This is a genomic window from Paenibacillus tundrae (assembly GCF_036884255.1).
In the GTDB taxonomy this organism is placed as follows: Bacteria; Bacillota; Bacilli; order Paenibacillales; family Paenibacillaceae; genus Paenibacillus.
On record NZ_CP145605.1, the window covers coordinates 3,993,836 to 4,011,530 of the forward strand.

Genomic DNA, 17,695 nt, shown 5'->3' on the forward strand with positions numbered 1-17,695 from the left:
TAAAGTACATCTAGTGAAAGAGCAGTCCATTCAACCCCTAAGGTTGTCCAAGGATTGCTCTTTTTTCTGTTCTCAGAACGACGAATGTAGATGTAAGATGAAGTACTTGATTGACTTACCAAAAACTGGTTTAATCAAAGAAAACCCTAACAACGTTCAAACTATTTGCTCTCGCCAAAGGTTCCAACCACCAAAACTTTGTAATTTAATTTGACACTTTTTCACCATGGGAGGTATTAGAGTGAAATTAAACGCTTCAATTAAACTGGGTATTCTTGCGCTAACTTTAGGATGTACCACGGTGGGTGCAGTACTGTCTACTCCACAAGCCGCATGGGCGGCACCCGTCCCAGATTCCAAAGCAGTATACCATCAGTTCCAGAAGTATTGGAAAAATGCTGTAAAGTCATCAGCCAGTCTAATTCAGGCACGTAAATATCTGCTGAATCATGTACATGAGGTGAATACAAGGCAGGCTACCTTGATGACGATGCAATTGGAATCAGTTCAGAACATTAAATTAGCCGAAATCGACGAAAAAATATATGCTGACCCTGTACAAACGATTATCTCAGAAGCACATGAAAATATAGGATATGATAAGAAACTAACTTACAGCAGCTTGCTCAAAGAGATCAAAGACCCAGCGACCCGTAAATTATTACAGGAAGCTTCTGATCTCGGTTACAAATTGGAAACTAGTGAGGGCATGTATTATCCGATTATTAATTATGAAGGTTACAAAAGACTCCAACCTTACTTGGCTCCCGACATCGCTGCGTATATTGATATCATGGCTACTGAATCGAATCAGGCTTCGACCTCAGATGCTGCCCTCATCATCCCTTGGGGCGAACTGATCCAGCGCACATTAGCCATGGAGACCTTTTTGAATGCATACCCACAATCCAGCCGCACGACAACGGTTGAGAATTTGTTATATTTGTATGTACATTTTTTATTTTATGGAAGTGATAATACACTGGCATACGACTGGTTCACGGAGGATGAGATCCGCACATTGATCCCTGAAGTGAAACAGGCATATGAGAAAGCATTAGCGAAAAGGGAACCTAACACAAAAAGCGAAATACTCGATAGTTTAGAGCGGGTGTTAGCCCTTCTGGAACAAACAAATGATAGGCTTACGCCTGACATCCATGCTACGATAGAATCCATCCTAGATCGATATTCTCCAGAGTAACTACACACGGTTTGATGTAAAAAAAAGCGGCATAGACTCCAACCCAATTCAAATGGGTGAGTTGCCGCTTTCTTCAAATTCACACACAAACTTTCCAAGGCAATATGCTATAATGCTATATTTCATGCCCCTTCACAACAATCGACCGCAGTTTATCCGGATTCACCATTAGGTAAACTCCTCTAATCCGTTCTCCAGACGAGTCAAGCTCCAGACACAGAACCTCTGTTATTTGTCCATCGTCCAGTAAAGCTAACTGTAGCTCTCCATTTATTCGTGTGGGAAACCATTGTCGTGACCGTAAACGAGTTAGCACTCTGCGCGAGGTGAGCAGTGCCAATACGCCTTTGTAAACTTTCATCGATCTCATGACTGTATGCACACGTCCACCGCCATCCGCAGTAAACACAGGCTCTTCAGCGAGCATTTCCATCATTGCTTGAACATCATAATTGAGAAAAGCGGCAGTAAAACGTGCAAGCATCTGCTCTTGAGCCTTGTTCGTCGTCTGTGCTCGTGCCAGAGAGGATCGATCCTGTGGTAAATTACGCTTCGCACGGCTGAAAATTTGACGGCAGTTGCTTTCACTTTTACCAAGCCAATCTGCAATGGTCTGATAGTCATATTGAAATGCCTCACGAAGTACAAAAACCGCACGCTCTATTGGCGAAAGACATTCTAACATGACGAGGTATGCGTATGAGATCATCTCTTTCTGCTCCACTGCCATTTCCAAGCCAGTTCCCAGATCCGAAAGTGGTTCGGGCAACCATTCTCCAATATAACTTTCGCGTTGATTGCGGGCAGAATTCAATACATTTAAGCTCCGGTTTACCACGAGTTTGGCAATATACGACTTCGGATTATGAATTACCGCGGAAGGCTGACTTTGAAGGCCAGTGAAACAATCCTGCACAATGTCTTCGGCCTCAACAACACTGCCAAGCATACGATACGCGACTGCGAATGCATAAGATTTGTAACGTGCATACAGTTCACCAACTTCCAGAGAAGACACTTCTGGTTCATTGGGGAGTGGACTGGAATTCATATGAACGGCCTCCTCTGGCAGATGGTTTCGGAACTAATCGAATATTGGTTTAATTAAAACATCCTGGGTACATTCCAGTTGTAATTGCAATTCGGTTCCAGCTATTGATTGTATTAATTGCCATGATCAGATCCACTAGTTCTGCTTCACTGAAGTGTTCTCGGACTTTATTAATCAGCTCTGTTGGCACACCTTGATGTGAAATCTCAGTCACCGTTTCAGCAAGCTCCAGCATAACACGTTCTTTTTCTGTAAACAAAGGCACTTCGCGCCATACACTTAACAGCAGAATATGATCTGCATAATCCCCCAATTTCAACAGATCTTTAGCGTGCATATCTAGGCAAAAGGAACAACCATTCATTTGAGATACCCGGATTTTCAGCAACTCGTATAAAACCTTGTCCTCTATTTGACCAGATACATACTGTTCAAGTGCCATCATCGCTTTATACGCACTTGGGTTCGCTTTTCTATAGTTCAATCTTAATTTCATGTCATTCGCCTCCGTAAATTGGTGTACAACCTGAAGACAAATGAAGAGCTAAATCTGTGACAAAATTCTCAGTTTTTTATCAAAACGATGTGATCAGTACCTCCAACCGTTACCGATCAACTGCCGTTGCATCGTATATGGCGTATAGTTCGAAGTCGGCAACATATAAGACGCATGGGGCAGATGTTCATACGCTGGGTTCACAGCATCTCCGTACGAATGCTCTCCCTGAGGAGAAGTCTGTAACTGGACATAAGGCTGGACATTTACGTGGGGCGGGTTGTTTGGTTGGTTGTTCGGTTGGTTGTTCGGCTGGCATACAGGGTTGGAAGGGGTAGAGACATCTGCTACGCAATCTGCGGGTGGGCCAATAAATACGGTCTTCTGGATTGGAGCCAAGGTTGCCTGGACTTGTGCCTCATCAAGACAATACGTATGAGCAAGTATACTCGGAGGTGTGAGGCGTAAAATATCTGAACCAAATATAGCTTCAGGCACAGGTGCATCAAAAATCGCCAGTAAGTGTGTATCATCTACAGTCGCAATTTCGTAGTGCCACCAGCCTTGCGGTACATTCGCCACTTGACCGGGAGTAATCGGAAAATTCAACAATTCGTTCGTAAATGGATTGATTAGGGAGACAACGGCTGCCCCGCGAATACAATAGACCAGTTCAGTTGCATTCTGATGAACATGAGGCTCTACCACGTTGCCCGTACTGAGAAAAATATCTAACAATGAGGTATTGCCGAGGGTATTTAACTGTTGAATGGAGAGGGAATTAATATAATTTTGTTCGTCTTTCTTAAATAGTAAATTTCGGTTCACATCATAGGTGAATTCAGTATTCGGTGACGTGTAATCCATATTCGAGGTTGCCAACATTTAACGCCTGCCCTTCATTCTACGGTTAGGTGAAAACCTATACGCCAGCTTATGTCATCAGCCTATATTCGTGAGCCCAATTCTGAACGTTGAATAGAAACGACAAAACCCTCTGAATAGAACACGTCTATCAGAGGGTAGTTATGTTACTCTATTTCTTCTTCAGTCAGCAGAGCTTCTTCACTCAGACCAAGAGAATGTCCACTCAAGCTCACATGTTCTAACCAGTGCATCCGAGACACGATGTCAGGGGTTCCTTCAATTAGACTATTGGTGATATTTAGCCACTTCAGCTTCTTGAGATTCTCAAGCTCTGGAGGCAGCTCCCGAATACCTGAATAACCTATGCTCAAACTCACTAACTCTCTCAGATTACCAATCTCAGCAGGTAAATGACTTAGCTCCATTTCATGCTTAGGCTTGGGCTTCCATCCAGGTTCGACATGAAATGCACTGCCACCATAAATGGTAAGCTCCTTGAGCTGAGTAAGCTTTCCAATTTCATGCGGGATGCCCTTCAGATCTGCCGTCATAATGGTTAATTTCTCTAGTGCGCTCAGTTCGAAGAAAGCCGGGGGCAGCTCACTCACATGTTGTTCAAAAACTTCGAGTTCCTTCAATTGCGTGAGTTCACGAATGCGATCTGGAATTTCGGATAACAGATAGCCGGTAATATTTAGACGATCCGTCTGGTGTTGAATGGCGTCATTTAGGAAGCAATCAAACTGCTCATGCCTTTGTAATTTGAAAAATAAGCCGGGAATGCGCTCCATTAACTCGCTCGCTTCTTCCTCCGTAATTCCCATGCCATACATTCCTTCATGTGCTACGGTATAAAAGTAATCGCTGCCATCTTCTTTAAGAAAACAGAGATCATCAGGTAATGACGGATACAACCAATCTCCAAATCGAGTAGCCTCTTGCTTAAGCACCTGCCCAGACTCTGGGGTGCATGAATATATGTAATAACTGCCGCTGGAGTACATCGCATGACTATCTATCTTATTATTGTGCATGAAACGCTCTCTTACCATGGCCTCATCCATTGTGAAAACTTCGATCAGATAGGGCTCCAATTGTTCTAAAACTTGAGCAACCCGTTTAGGAGGATCATCTATTGCGTACCCTCGATCTACGATCAAGAAGCGATCGGTCTTCTCTATTAATTCATCAATGATTTGATCATATGTAGTTTCTCTTGGATCGGTATATAGGGATACCGTTGTCATTCAATTCCTCCTCCATTTTTTTGCTCGTACTGAAATTCATTTAGTGTCATGAGCATGCATTCAGGCATAGGCTGATATCATCATTTGAGTATTGGGAGGCACAAAACATGGCATACGATCCACGCTCTGTTCAGTACCCTGCACCTACAGGCTATCCTTATCCTTATTATCCACCAACTCCGCCGCCACCTTATCCATATCCTTATCCGTACCCACCCTTCTTCCCCATTCCGCTCCCTTATCCAATCGGAGGCGGTCCATGGTGGCACGGTGGTTATCCAGGTGGCGGCTATCCGGGTGGTCCTCACGGTGGAGGACCAGGCGGCGGCTACCCAGGAGGCCCTCACGGTGGAGGACCAGGCGGTGGCTACCCAGGAGGCCCTCACGGTGGAGGACCAGGCGGTGGCTACCCAGGGGGTCCTCATGGTGGAGGATCGGGCGGAGGATTTCACGGTCACCGCTTCTTCCAGTGGTAAAATAACCGATCGCTCACAGACAGGGGCTGCTACACGATGCAGTTCCTGTCTTCGTTCCTCAATAATCAATTTCATCCTTCACATTGAGATTGCGATTGGAAGCTTCAAGCAGTTCTTCGAATGATTCGTGAAGATAATATACAAAATCCGGATCATGCACGTACATAATAATCTGCCCGTACTTGCCCTTCTCTGTGGGATCAAAATCCAGCATGATGTACAGTGAACCACCTGCCATCGTTGCAAAGGGTATCCATTGTTTATGGAATAAAAATGGTTTGATCTCAGGGTCGAGCTCGCGAATCTCTTCCTCAGAGTAAAATTCCTCCAACTTTTCATCCACTTCACAAAAGTATTGTTTGGTCTCACGAATTTCATCCAAGGACATTAGATAAAACGGAATACTCCGCTGTTCCTCTGCATCTCCAGGATACAACATATGAAATCCGTAACCACTGCCATTTTTACGTTCATAAAATGCACGAAAATCCGCAGGAAACTTAATATTAAAATCCGCTTCAAATGCCTCCAAACTCTGCTTGGAGGCACCATCGATCTGTTTATACTGTTGGTACAATTCTTTAATCTCTTCATCCACCACTTTAACATCTAACAATTGATGCAAAGCATCCATTAACCCGTCGATCCTAGATTGTACGTCTAATTTCAACAGAAGTCCTCCTTCTTCGTCCTACCAGCGCAGCGGCTCTTCTCCTCGCCATAACACATAACGCTCGAGTTCACGAATCGTGCCTGTGCCAATGCCGTAATCGTCCATTGCTTCTGAAGTTAAATCAAGGATATGCAGCATGCCACTGTATGTACCTACTGCAAGCTTGGATTGATCAGGCGATACCACGATGGACGAGATCGTACCACCTACAAAATGACGCCATACTTCCTGTCCCTGATTATCCACACAGCGCAGATAACCATATGCATCTCCAATCACAATGCCTTGGTGAGTCTCCGCAGAGGCATACACACGCGCATTTTCATCCACAATAGGCCAATCTTCTTTCTTCTCATTGACCTCCACCTCGTCTAGTTTAACCTGGATCGTAGCACCGTTATAAAAGTGACATGCATTAAACCAAACGTTACGGTTATCTTTAGTGAAGATAGCATGATGCGGGTAACTCATTTCCGGATATAACGAATACGTATGATTCTGTTGTCGATCCAGGAGCATGTGGTTACTTACCTGACTGCCAAAGGCAATCCAGCGACCATTCTCTGAAACTGCCGCATGACCCATGTCGATTTGAGTATCTTCCAATTCATATTCTTGAATCTCCGACGGATCAGGGTGCAGCAAGGATACTTGAGATTGTTCGATGAGGTGAACACCATATGTGGACAAAATAAGAAGAGATTGTCCTTCGTTGAATGGAATTAGCTCTATAAGTGAACGTTCAGGATATTCGCAATCTGCCAGCGACTCGATCTGAGGCAGCGTGTTATGAAGGCTAGACTGAATATCTTCCCAACGATACATAGCAAGCTCTCGGCCTTGTAGCTGACGATCAGGGCTTCGAATGATTCGAATAACAGCTTCATCTGCTAATGCATAATCCATGCCATTCGGGGAGCATCCCGCAAAATGATAATGAGGAGATGCAACTAGTCCTTGTGAATCCGCGGTGTATACGACGCCGTTCTGCGTATGAGCCCCAATATTAAATACAACGCCATCTTGCGCAATAAATCCAACAACTTGCACGGCCTGCATCACAGACTGAAATTGTTCACCCATCGGCCATGAAGCAGGAGGTAATTCAGATCGTAGACGTAGCACATCCCCTTGCGCATTAGCCTGTTTTACCATCTCCCAGACTTCAGCACTAAGACTGGCTCGATCATCATTCTCAAGCGCAGATTCATCCGGATTTTCACCAGCCATACTTTTGCGTACAAATTCATTTACAAGTTGTGCATACCGTCTACCTTCTTGACGCCACTGTTGTGCAATCTTCTCATCTAACCAACTCAAATGATCATTCCTCCACTCCGCCTATATGTATAGGGCGACAATGATGTGCGATTAAGAACAAATGCAGGTCATGGTCTCTACCCTCTGACTCACCTGTTTCTTCATAGAACATGGCGACTTCTCTGCCATAGGCATAATTAAAGCGCAGATAACCACCAATAGATGCCATAAATAATATACATCTATGCTCATTCTCCACTACAGCATCCCATTTGAACTCCTTTTTACAGCATTGCGCCAATTCCAATAAGGACTTACCTTGCTCACCATCCTCAAGATGATAAAATGTATGGTGCCGTAATTCATTCCATGGTTCAAAATAATGCGGGGTTAATGGCTTGTCTTGTTGATAATAACCACAGTATATACGATCCAACAGCTCACTTATTTCTGCACCATCACCCTCACAAGCCCACAACGTGATATGTTCATCATGACGCGGAAGCCAAAGCAATCCCTCGACCTGAGGGTGAACTGCCAAGAAATCTCCATCCACTGAACTTCCGATACTAACGCATTCCTGCAGTTGGCGCTGACTTATTGGTGTCTCTTCTGTATGAATCCAGAAGTCATATTCAACAAAAGGAGCTAGCACGTCTTGATCGGGCCGCTGTATATTCATCCAGCCGGTGTAAGTACCCTCTCCATATTGCTCAAGCCATCTGCGATAGGATGAAGGTAATGAGATGTTATGTTGTTCTTCGAAATGATTCAGTTCTTCAGCAGATACAGGCTTCATTGCTTGAGATACAATGTACATATGATACATCTCCCTATCATCAGATCATGCTATTTACGTTATAACATTCTAGGCCAATTCTTCTTGAACAATCTCCGTTGAGACCCCTTTGCGGTTAGTAATTTGAATGGCAAACGCATCATATCCATTACGCTTGACTAACTCAAAATTCATGCGTTCTCCCGTAATCAGTTCATAGGTTCCATCTTCATGAACATCTTCCCCAAACTCATCATCATATGGAACATTGTAGTAGGCGGTTAAGTACACTTCAAAAATATCCTCTCCTTCTACGTCCAGATAAGGACGCAAAGGCCTATTTTTAAGCTTATCCTCAGCATACGTCTCACATAGCATGGCATCATATCCATGTTTGGCAGCATCAAATAACAGATAACGTTCTCCAGTTACAGTATGCTCTACATATACAAGTAATGGTGTCGAATCATGCCAACTTATCAGATCATCATCGATCAAGTCACCATAATAAAAAATATGGAACTTGTCGTGACCATCTGGCGTTTGTACTTTTCCATTCCATTCTACTTCATGAGCTTGTTCCTTCTTCAATGTCTGTACCAACCCTTCGAGATAGGCTGGCCCTTGTTGTACTCCTAATTCATTCATGATCTCGCCTCCGGTTTATTCATTCGAATGGAAACAATCTTACGTTCCTCATCCACGGTTAATTGAATATCAATATGAAGTTGATCCCGGAACAATGCCGTTATATTAAGATACGGGTCACGGGCTGCCTTACTGCTTCCATTGCCGTTCGATCGGGTCATGCCTTGATGAATAATGGACTGAACCAACCTTCCATCGCCTTTGCCTGTTTTTTCATATGTATAGATCAGTTGACCATCGTGATTGAACACCTTCACTATAGGTATGAAGTCATTGGCATTGAGATATTGCTGCTCTTCATTGACATAATTCATTGCGTCAGATGAATAGTTTATTTGTCCCGCCAAATAAGGGTTTGTATCATTCGGCTCAATCTCATATTCTTGGTAGGCTAATTGAAACAAATTTTGAAGACCACTTGCATCAATACGATAGTAAAATTGACGGTTCTCCTCAGCTTTGTCCATCGCAGCATAACCATTAATTAGTGGCCAAGTCGCATAAGATTTGCCGTTCACTTCAATAGCTAAGGCATAATCTGACAACACTTTCTCTTTCTGAAAAACACCATAACTTTGCATGATAAAAAATGCTGGAATACATAACATAGCAAAAATAGACAGTGATACTCTTTTTTTCATTAGTAAACCTCCAACACAATATCTCTTGCAAGTTATCCTGTTTTATACTGCAGCTTCGTTAGTGTTCGAACAACCTGCTCTCGATTCTTAGCATTTTTCATATAAGCAGGGATCGCATGCGAGGCCGTTTTCATAGGTGAATTGGCAGGTTTCACTCGCAAATCTGCAGAGATATAAGCAATGAGATAATTCAAATGCTCGCGATTGACTGCCCAGACGTGCTTGCCTCTTACCTGATCGAGAAAGTACAGCTCCATACCAAAGATCGATTCTCGCCCTTCCCGAATTTCTGGATAATACCCTCGATGTGTCTCTCGACGATACAACAGAGCTTGATTGACTTTACCACAATGTGGGCATTCCACATGCGCTGATTGATGAGGTGTTCTTTTCTCATCCGTGACTTGCACATTGAACCATCGTTCACATAAGACACAACTTCCCTTGGCATCACAACGATAGTTTGGTTCTTCCGCACCTTGAGCATAACAATTGGAACACGCCCACACCAACCGATCATCAGACTTAGAAATAACCGCATGCCCACCACATTCCTTACATTTAACGTCGATCTGCTTCCCCCGATGAAGTAGATAATAAAAATTGTACTTATATGCACCTTCATCTTCGAAACGTTTCATTCCACTTCCACCTTTCACCAATTCTCATTCTAAATTATATGTAACTCAGCTACGTAGTACAAGAAACGCCCTCTTCTATTTCAACTTTTTCTCTTTCTATGACTCAAGTGTGTTTCGTATCACACCCCTCCTGATTGCATTTATGTAATCTATATATAAAAGAAAGATAATACTTCAATTTTTGTGAATTAAATCACTAGGATGCGTCTGAGAACTCCGAAGGACGCAGATTTCGCCGAATTTTTGTTCCAAGCAAGGAAGGTTCCTGCAGGCGTGCCGAGGCACGTCAAGGAGAACTGACGCGGCAGGGGGTGAAAAGGTGGTGAAAGATGCACTTCAGAGCGTTTTGAGACACCCCCTAAGATAAGGTCGTGTTCCCATGTTCTCTATACTCCATGTAATGAAATTGTCGTTGGTATTTGTCATTTTCACAGCTACTCTCGCCCACTGTAGTTCAGACTCCGTCAAGCCTGATCATCACGCTGTAGAAACGACAACTCGAATCAGTCAAGAACCTGTCGATCCAGTCATTCGGCGCGAAGGGACGAACGTATACATTGAGATGACTGCTCAAGTCACCGATATCGAAATTTCCAAAGGCGTTATGTACAATGCCTGGACATTCAATGGAACCGTGCCTGGTCCCGTCCTACGAGTAACCGAAGGAGATACATTGATTTTCACATTGAAAAATAAAGATGCCAGTATGCCTCATTCCATGGATTTTCATGCCGTGCATGCTGCTCCGAGCAGCAAATTTATCGATGTAATGCCCGGTGAGGCAGGAACATTCACATATCCTACATCCTCCCCTGGTGTATTCATGTATCACTGTGGAACGCAACCGGTTCTCGCTCATATTGCGAACGGCATGTATGGCATGATTATTGTTGAACCGAAGGCGGGATATCCTTCTGATCATCTGGTAGATCGGGAATATACCCTGGTTCAGAGCGAGTGGTACAAAGAACACGACTATGATGCTTTTATGAATGCGGAACCTAACTATGTTGTTTTTAATGGCAATGACTACGGGTTAAAAGAACAGCCCTTACTAGCCCAAGTTGGTGATACAGTTCGAATCTATGTAAGCAATGTTGGGCCAAACGAAGTCTCATCCTTCCATATTGTCGGTACCATGATGGATCGTGTCTACACAGACGGCAATCCACGCAATATTCAATACGGCATACAGACCGTTATGCTACCTGCCAGCGGAGGTGCTGTCGTCGAATTTACTGTAAATGAAGAAGGCGATTATCCTATTGTAACGCACCAATTCAACCATGTTGCCAAAGGGGCTTCTGGGGTTCTCCGTGTGACGAAGGACGGTACAGACCATGGTGGACCAGCGATGACACACTGAAACAAGATAATTCCGCACCCATTCTAACTAAACCAATTGAGGTGTTTCACAAAATGATATGTGCACACGAAGATCAGGATGCCTGTTTCTCCAAAGTATCCCTGTTCCAACATCTTGAACCGGCAGATTCCGAATTGCTGCTCTCTCTCCTTCACTCTCGGCAATATAACAAAGGGGATTATATTGTCCAGGAAGGTGATCGTTCAGATACGCTTTATGTGGTTCATCAGGGGTGTGTGAAGCTATCTAAATACACGGAGAATGGCAAAGAGCATATTGTTCGTTTCCTTTTTCCCGGAGATTTCTTCGGACAAGATGCCTTGCTTCACCAGAAACCACATCCTGCAAATGCTGAAGTTCTGGAGTCCTCTTCCATCTGCTCGATGAACAAACATGACTTTGATCAATTGCTCGAACATGATCCAAAGCTTGCTTATCATTTTCTACTTGCCGTCTCTGAGCTGCTGCGTGATACAGATGAATGGAACATTTCTCTTAGCGCTCTCACAACTGAACAGAAGATCGCCAAGCTGCTGTTGTATTTTCATAGTCGGAATCATGCACAGCATGAGATTCGTCTGCCTGTCTTCAAAAAAGATATGGCTCTGCTACTCGGGATTACCCCCGAGACGCTTAGTCGTAAGCTTACCGTTATGCAGACACAAGGGCTCTTGCAGGTTACAGGAAACTGCATTCTCATCCTTCAATTAGAACAGCTCAAGGAGAAGTTAATACACTGAATAATAGAAGATTTACGATTCAAGCAAGTAATCTATTTCACATGGAATGTGAGTAACGTCACAGTATGCAGTTGTATTCCATTATACAGTTAAGAAAAGATCAGGAGGTTGACCACATGAGTACAAATACCGTTGTAAAATTAGATAAACAGCTTATCATGCACAAAATGCAAGAGCTATGCTCACTTCTATTGCAGGATGAGGGCTACAAAGAAATGCGTGACATGATTGATGAGTTTGCCGCTGATGAACAAGCGACCACTCAATATGAACGTTTTATGGAGAAACATCAAGCATTGGAAGAGAAAGAACGGCAAAATATCGAATTGTTGGATTCCGAGATTAAGGTGTATGAAGAGGAAGAGCGCGCGCTGTATGATAACCCTCTCATTCGTCGATTTATCTATGCACAGCGTGAGTTCAGTCAATTGCATCAGCAGATCAGCAACTATTTTACGAAGTCTGTTGAATTGAATCGCTTGCCTGAATCGAAAGAACTGGGCAAAGAAGCTTGTGGCTGCGGCGGAAGCTGCTCTGGTCACTAACGTCTCGTTAGCTTTGATCTGGATTAACACATTAGAAAGAGTATCCAAAACTCAGATGATTCTGAGAGGATACTCTTTTTTTTACTTGATTTAACGTATTAGAGTTTGACGGAAACTGAGCATGTACAGAATCATATACCCAACAGCAAGGACACAAGCAATCCCATCGATGCGATCAACCCTACAATAGGGCCTCCTTCTTCAAAAGCCTCAGGCATCATCGTTGAGCAGAGCATGGCTATAATGCCTCCTCCAGCAAAAGCACCGATTGCTGCACCCATCTCCTTCGGAAGCTGTTCCAGAAACAGATACCCGCCCAAAGCGGCAAGTGCAGAGATTAGTAATACACCGAACCACATCAATAGAATTTTGCCTTTGCTATACTTGCTGTTCTTCAACCCTGCCGTACTGGATAATCCTTCAGGAATATTGCTGACAAAAATAGATACCACCAGCACCACGCTGACACCGTTGCCGGCCAGCAAACTGGCACCTAGCATGATTGATTCGGGAATCGCGTCCATCACCGTACCAGCGAAAATCCCGAGTCCGCTTTGCTGACTTGAATCTTTCTTGCTAGAACGTTTCCGATCTGACCCACCCTTGGCCGAGATAAGCAAATCAAACAGGGTATACACCACGGCTCCTGCGGTAAAACCGATAGCCGTTGGCAGTATACCTCCATCGTTCAATGCGTCTCCAAGAAGCTCAAACGTAGCCGCACCGATCAGCGTGCCCGTCCCAAAGGCCATAATCCAGCCGATGACTCTTTTCGGGATCTTCATAAATAATGCTGCAAGTGCACCGATCACAACCGCTGAGGCGGAGATGCCGCCCCACATCAATGCAGTCCACATCCGGGCTCGCCCCTCTCTTGATCCTAATTGTTTTATCTCCCATTAACCCTTGCTGCCAGATCAAAAACAAATTACGGAACGTGTGGACTTCATTTTTAATAACAATCCAATGACGGTGTGACCTATATCACCTGATGTGCACTTAAATCACGTTATGATAAAATGATGTGATTCACAGCAGGATGAACCAGAGCAGGAACTGTACCGCTCCAATAATTTCGATGATCCCCACCTTCATGGGACGCATTGTTTTACCTGCATATCGAAATGCTCGCACAGCGGAATAGACATAGGCCAGCCCCATCCATGGATACCCAACTGCAGCCGGAATGAACAGCATTACAACATGGACAAGACGTGACAACCTGATCCAGCGCGGATTGCTGCGTTCCCGAAAGACGGATTTCACAAAGAACGTACTTCCTGTAAAATGTAAAAAGGAAAATAATACAACGATGGCCATGCCGTAGTCCCATTTACCGCTGCCAATCAGATAAGCTGCCGCTCCGCCTAGAGAGAAGACCAGCATTGCACATAGATCATTGGTCAATGACCTTTCGGCCTTATGTCTTACATGCCAGATGTTAACCAAAAGCAGTCCCACCAACATGGGGCCAAACCATAACAGCGATGATTGACCAATGACGGCCGGAATGAGACACACTAGAGCGATCGTGCCGTATATGGCTGCCCATTTATATAAGCGCTGCCGATTCGCGTTTCGTTTGAGCGATTGCAGCAAAGGATAAGCGGTCAGGTATAAGCCAAGCCAGGCAAAGAACAGCGGCAGATGAAGCCATTGGGGGCTGCTTGCCGCCACACCTACAAGAAAAGGTACGCTGACCATCGCCCACCCACCATGTTCATGGGGAATTACGATTGGTTTAGCGTTTGTACTTCCATTACTTTTCAATTCAATCACAACCTCCTATCAGGTTTATCAATACAAAAAGCTTCACAGAGAGGATGAACTTGTATGACCAGGGTAAATAAAGAAAACGCAGCGGAATTTCTGCAGCAATTCCCTATTTTTCAGGATCTAAGCCCCGAAGAGTTAAAACAGGTTGAAGAAATTGCAATATCCCGAAGCATCAACAAAAAGACAGTGATTTTTAGTGAGGGCAGTGAAAAAGAAGCTGTGTTCTTCATTCGTACCGGTATTGTCAAAGCTTACAAAACGGATGAGAACGGACATGAACAGATCGTATCCTTTCTCAAAACAGGAGATATGTTTCCTCATACCGGATTCTTCAACGCTCATCCCTATCCCGCTACTGCTGTTGCGATCACGCCGTCAAGCCTGCTGGCAATTCCCGTCAGACACTTTGAACGGCTCATGCTAAGCACACCTTCGATTGCCATCAAAATCATGCGTGTACTCGGCGATAAAATACGAGAGTTACAGGATAAATTACAAGTGCTTTCCGGTCAGGATGTACGTAATCGTGTGCTCTCCTTTCTTCTCATGCTTGCCGAGCAGCATGGTCAGGAGCAAGCGGATAAGATCGTCATCAATCTGCCCATGACACACCAGGAGTTCGCCAATTCCATCGGAACGACAAGAGAGACAGCCAATCGACTGCTGAACCAGCTCGCAAAAGACGAATTGCTTGAGGTTGATCGTAGCCGCATCATCATTCACAACCTTCAGGCTTTAAAAGAACAGCGAGACGCTTAAGCATAACGGCAAGATGGCTCTCTGCATCTTGCTGCTTCTTGTTTCTTACTACTTGCTACTTTCTACTTTCTACTTGCTACTTATTTGTTTCTTACATCCTGCTCCCTGCTTCTAACTTGTTCTTTCTGTTATTCACAATGACAGCTCAGCGTTAAGCCAAATTCATCAGGAACGTTAATGACATCCTCTGGGTATTGAAACTAACGCTTGTGCAAAAAGAGACCTTAACTACTGTAAATCAAGTTAAGGTCTCTTGCTGTATGTTGGATCACTTTTTCAATAACTGTCTGTTTACATGAATCGCTTAGGCAATCGTTAGATCAGGTTTACTCATGTCACTAAACATACCCGCGTAATATTTGACTTCCCCTGCTTCATTACGGATTGCTGTAATACTAAGCCATTCCTGATAAAGCTCACCATTTTTCTTGCGATTCCATATTTCGCCCTGCCAGTATCCTTTTTCACGGAGTTCCTGCCATAACTGGTCATAAAACTTCTTATCCTGCTTGCCTGATTTCAGCATGCTTGGCTTCTGCCCTACCGCTTCTTCAGCCGTATAGCCTGTAACCGCCGTAAAGGCTGGGTTCACAGAACGAATAACACTGTTCGTATCCGTCACCAGAATTGCTTCAATGGTATTCTCCAAAATGCTAGCAGACAGTTGTAGTTTCTCTTGATAGAACATCCAGATAACCAGCACGAGACTTACCAGTGCAATCTGGGATAATGCCATGAAGCCAATCGCATAATGACCTGTCATACTGTATAGCAACGTCAGCATCAATGGAGGGAAGAAACCGCCCAAACCACCCATTGCTGAGATCATTCCGTTAGCGATACCTGCTTGTTTGACGAAATACATCGGCACTAATTTGAAAATTGTACCGTTCCCTGTTCCCGCGCAGAGCGCGACAGTCAGACAACCAACCGTATAGATATAGAAGGATGGCGCGAACGATAATACAATCGCGGCAATGGTCAATCCGCCGAACACAAACATCAATATTTTGAATGGATTAAACTTGTCACCCAGCCATCCGCCAACCGGACGCATAATCGTTGCCACCAAGATGAAGCCAGCTGTGCGAAGTCCCGCATCAACCTTATCCATCTGGAAGTTGGTAACGAGGAAGTTCGGCAAGTAAACAGTGAACGCCACGAATGAACCAAACGTCAGGAAGTAGAACAAACATAGAAGCCATAGCTTGTTATTCCGTGACACATCTTTTAATTGCTGCATCAGAGGAAGCGTGACGCGTGTTTCTTTTTTGTCTCCCAAAACAAAGTTCAATGCAGCCATACCAACCAACAGAATGCTGTAAAATAGTACCGTTTTGGACCAACCCACCTGTGCAGCAACCAATGGTGCTCCAAATGCAGATAGTGCTGTACCCAAGTTACCAATACCATAAATCCCATTAACGAAACCATGACGTTCTTTCGGATAATACTTGGGTAGCGAGGTTACTCCAACCGAGAACACGGCTCCACCGATCCCGAGGAAGAAGCCACCAATAACTAGATCACTGAATGATGTTGCTCGACTGACCCACCATACCGGAGCAAGTAATAACACAAAGCTGATCATGAAAATGTTACGTGCCCCGTACCGATTCGTCCAATAACCAATTGGAATACGAGCAATCGATCCGATCAAGACAGGAATAGCTGTCGCCCAAGCAAGCTGGGAAGAAGTAAGCGCGATATCCTCTTTGATAAAAGGCATGAGGGATGACAAGATTACCCATACCATAAACCCAAGAACAAGACTCGTCGTTTGCAAGGGCAGTTGAATTTTTCCTTTTTGCTGCATTTACATCGCCCTTTCCTTTTGTTGTTCCTGATTCGGATACACGGCTCCGTCTCTTCTGCGATACAGCACATAGCTACGTCTTAGATATCCGAGGGGCATACTCAGCATGTGCACCAGACGTGTGAATGGAAATACGCTGTACAATACAAATGTGAGCAAGATATGAACCTTAAAGTTCATGGGCACCGTCTGCATCAGAGTCGGATCAGGCTGGAATATCAACAGACCACGTAACCATGGGTTAATCGTTGTACGATAATCGAATCCACTATGATTAACCGCGTTAGCCGATGTTGCCAGAATCCCGGTCACAATGACAATGATTAACATAGCCAGTGCCACCCAATCCCCGACGCTGCTTGTTGCCCGCACTCTGCGAGCCGTATACCGGCGTACCAACAGAATAACCAATCCGGTAAATGCGATAATACCAGCCGGTAATCCGCCGAACACAGCGCCCATATGGTACGCTTCGTCACTTAGACCGATCCAATGATAAAATTCAATCGGTACAAGTAGTCCGGCAATATGTCCACAGATGACGGCGAAAATACCGATGTGGAAGAGTAAACTTCCCCATCGTAGCATACGTTTCTCCAGCATCTCACTAGATTTGGATGTCCAGCTAAACGGATTGGTTACATATCTCCAGATGGTCGCCGTGATACAAAACACAATGACCATGTACGGGAGAGCACCCCATAACATTAA

General features: G+C 44.4%; 20 protein-coding genes. 6 read left to right on the forward strand and 14 right to left on the reverse strand.

Going from position 1 to position 17,695, the window contains the following annotated elements:
• Positions 1-241 precede the first annotated feature (241 nt).
• Positions 242-1,204, forward strand: coding sequence for a hypothetical protein (locus V6W81_RS17840; protein ID WP_338539950.1), 963 nt, complete (start codon positions 242-244; stop codon positions 1,202-1,204).
• Between the two features lie 115 nt (positions 1,205-1,319).
• Here the strand turns inward: V6W81_RS17840 and V6W81_RS17845 are convergent, their stop codons facing one another.
• The 4 genes from V6W81_RS17845 to V6W81_RS17860 all read right to left on the reverse strand — a co-directional run bounded on the left by V6W81_RS17845 (position 1,320) and on the right by V6W81_RS17860 (position 4,865).
• Positions 1,320-2,255, reverse strand: coding sequence for a sigma-70 family RNA polymerase sigma factor (locus V6W81_RS17845; RefSeq protein WP_145047344.1), 936 nt, complete (start codon positions 2,253-2,255; stop codon positions 1,320-1,322).
• 49 nt (positions 2,256-2,304) lie between these two features.
• Positions 2,305-2,751: a carboxymuconolactone decarboxylase family protein gene (locus tag V6W81_RS17850; RefSeq protein ID WP_145047346.1), complete on the reverse strand. Its 447-nt coding sequence runs from the start codon at positions 2,749-2,751 to the stop codon at positions 2,305-2,307.
• Between the two features lie 93 nt (positions 2,752-2,844).
• On the reverse strand, positions 2,845-3,633 hold the full coding sequence (locus V6W81_RS17855) for a cupin domain-containing protein (RefSeq protein ID WP_338544025.1): 789 nt from the start codon (positions 3,631-3,633) through the stop codon (positions 2,845-2,847).
• Positions 3,634-3,782: 149 nt separating this feature from the next.
• The gene (locus V6W81_RS17860) at positions 3,783-4,865 is read right to left on the reverse strand and encodes a leucine-rich repeat domain-containing protein (RefSeq protein WP_338539951.1); all 1,083 of its coding nucleotides are present in this window, start codon (positions 4,863-4,865) and stop codon (positions 3,783-3,785) included.
• Between the two features lie 107 nt (positions 4,866-4,972).
• Between V6W81_RS17860 and V6W81_RS17865 the strand changes: the two genes are divergently transcribed.
• Positions 4,973-5,341, forward strand: a complete 369-nt coding sequence (locus V6W81_RS17865) for a hypothetical protein (RefSeq protein WP_338539952.1) — start codon at positions 4,973-4,975, stop codon at positions 5,339-5,341.
• A 58-nt stretch (positions 5,342-5,399) separates the two neighbouring features.
• Here the strand turns inward: V6W81_RS17865 and V6W81_RS17870 are convergent, their stop codons facing one another.
• Genes V6W81_RS17870 through V6W81_RS17895 form a run of 6 tightly spaced genes read right to left on the reverse strand, consistent with a single transcriptional unit; the run spans position 5,400 to position 9,982 of the window.
• Positions 5,400-6,011: an SMI1/KNR4 family protein gene (locus tag V6W81_RS17870; RefSeq protein ID WP_338539953.1), complete on the reverse strand. Its 612-nt coding sequence runs from the start codon at positions 6,009-6,011 to the stop codon at positions 5,400-5,402.
• A gap of 21 nt (positions 6,012-6,032) precedes the next feature.
• A complete protein-coding gene (locus tag V6W81_RS17875) occupies positions 6,033-7,334 on the reverse strand; it encodes a hypothetical protein (protein ID WP_145047350.1) in 1,302 nt (433 codons plus the stop codon).
• A 4-nt stretch (positions 7,335-7,338) separates the two neighbouring features.
• Positions 7,339-8,094, reverse strand: a complete 756-nt coding sequence (locus tag V6W81_RS17880) for an SMI1/KNR4 family protein (protein WP_338539954.1) — start codon at positions 8,092-8,094, stop codon at positions 7,339-7,341.
• 48 nt (positions 8,095-8,142) lie between these two features.
• Positions 8,143-8,700, reverse strand: a complete 558-nt coding sequence (locus tag V6W81_RS17885; RefSeq protein ID WP_338539955.1) for a hypothetical protein — start codon at positions 8,698-8,700, stop codon at positions 8,143-8,145.
• The gene (locus V6W81_RS17890) at positions 8,697-9,341 is read right to left on the reverse strand and encodes a hypothetical protein (protein WP_338539956.1); all 645 of its coding nucleotides are present in this window, start codon (positions 9,339-9,341) and stop codon (positions 8,697-8,699) included. The genes V6W81_RS17885 and V6W81_RS17890 overlap by 4 nt, the downstream gene beginning before the upstream one ends.
• A 32-nt stretch (positions 9,342-9,373) precedes the next feature.
• A complete protein-coding gene (locus tag V6W81_RS17895) occupies positions 9,374-9,982 on the reverse strand; it encodes a hypothetical protein (RefSeq protein WP_338539957.1) in 609 nt (202 codons plus the stop codon).
• A 379-nt stretch (positions 9,983-10,361) separates the two neighbouring features.
• Here V6W81_RS17895 and V6W81_RS17900 point away from each other — a divergent pair, with 379 nt between their 5' ends.
• From V6W81_RS17900 to V6W81_RS17910, 3 genes are all read left to right on the forward strand, one after another.
• Positions 10,362-11,348 (forward strand): multicopper oxidase domain-containing protein, encoded by a 987-nt coding sequence (locus V6W81_RS17900; RefSeq protein ID WP_338539958.1) that lies wholly within the window; start codon positions 10,362-10,364, stop codon positions 11,346-11,348.
• Between the two features lie 53 nt (positions 11,349-11,401).
• Positions 11,402-12,088, forward strand: a complete 687-nt coding sequence (locus V6W81_RS17905; RefSeq protein WP_338539959.1) for a Crp/Fnr family transcriptional regulator — start codon at positions 11,402-11,404, stop codon at positions 12,086-12,088.
• Between the two features lie 116 nt (positions 12,089-12,204).
• A complete protein-coding gene (locus V6W81_RS17910; RefSeq protein WP_056689722.1) occupies positions 12,205-12,633 on the forward strand; it encodes a YlbF family regulator in 429 nt (142 codons plus the stop codon).
• A 131-nt stretch (positions 12,634-12,764) separates the two neighbouring features.
• On the opposite strand, the gene V6W81_RS17915 is transcribed toward V6W81_RS17910, so the two are convergent.
• Positions 12,765-13,490, reverse strand: a complete 726-nt coding sequence (locus V6W81_RS17915) for a ZIP family metal transporter (protein ID WP_145047366.1) — start codon at positions 13,488-13,490, stop codon at positions 12,765-12,767.
• Between the two features lie 172 nt (positions 13,491-13,662).
• Entirely contained in the window at positions 13,663-14,412 is a 750-nt protein-coding gene (locus V6W81_RS17920; protein WP_338539960.1) for a YwiC-like family protein, read from the reverse strand.
• 54 nt (positions 14,413-14,466) lie between these two features.
• Here V6W81_RS17920 and V6W81_RS17925 point away from each other — a divergent pair, with 54 nt between their 5' ends.
• Positions 14,467-15,168: a Crp/Fnr family transcriptional regulator gene (locus V6W81_RS17925; protein WP_145047368.1), complete on the forward strand. Its 702-nt coding sequence runs from the start codon at positions 14,467-14,469 to the stop codon at positions 15,166-15,168.
• A 304-nt stretch (positions 15,169-15,472) separates the two neighbouring features.
• Here V6W81_RS17925 and V6W81_RS17930 read toward each other — a convergent pair whose 3' ends face one another.
• Together V6W81_RS17930 and narI are read right to left on the reverse strand one after the other, a co-directional pair.
• Positions 15,473-16,984, reverse strand: a complete 1,512-nt coding sequence (locus V6W81_RS17930; protein ID WP_338539961.1) for a nitrate/nitrite transporter — start codon at positions 16,982-16,984, stop codon at positions 15,473-15,475.
• On the reverse strand, positions 16,985-17,692 hold the full coding sequence (narI, locus tag V6W81_RS17935; protein ID WP_145047514.1) for a respiratory nitrate reductase subunit gamma: 708 nt from the start codon (positions 17,690-17,692) through the stop codon (positions 16,985-16,987).
• Positions 17,693-17,695: the final 3 nt, after the last annotated feature.